A 350-nucleotide genomic window follows, 5' to 3' on the forward strand; every position below is an offset into this window, starting at 1 on the left:
GGTGTCCGGGAGGTGCCGGGGTCCCTGTCCGGTGCGGCGTGGGGCCGGTTGGCGGGGTGCCGGGGCCCTGGTGTCGGCTTCCGGCGGCGGTAGGGTGCCGGGGGGTGCCGGGGCGCTGGTGCCGGGTTCTGGCGGCGGCAGCGGGGTCCTGGCCGGCGCGTTCCGGGGGTGCTGGCCGGCAGCCGCGGCTGTGGCCGGAAAGGGGGTTAAATGCGGGAGGACCCCCAACCTGTGGTTGGGGGTCCTCGACCGTTAATGGTGTTCCGGCGGTGACCTACTCTCCCACACCCTCCCGGGTGCAGTACCATCGGCGCTGTGGGTCTTAGCTTCCGGGTTCGGGATGGGACCGG

1 rRNA gene is annotated in these 350 nt (G+C 73.7%); it reads right to left on the reverse strand.

The features are described from left to right. Nucleotides 1-261: 261 nt before the first annotated feature. Nucleotides 262-350: ribosomal RNA gene (rrf, locus tag AB4089_RS22970) — 5S ribosomal RNA — on the reverse strand; the annotation flags it as partial.

It is taken from the genome of Arthrobacter sp. 2MCAF15 (genome assembly GCF_052115605.1).
Lineage (GTDB): Bacteria > Actinomycetota > Actinomycetes > Actinomycetales > Micrococcaceae > Arthrobacter.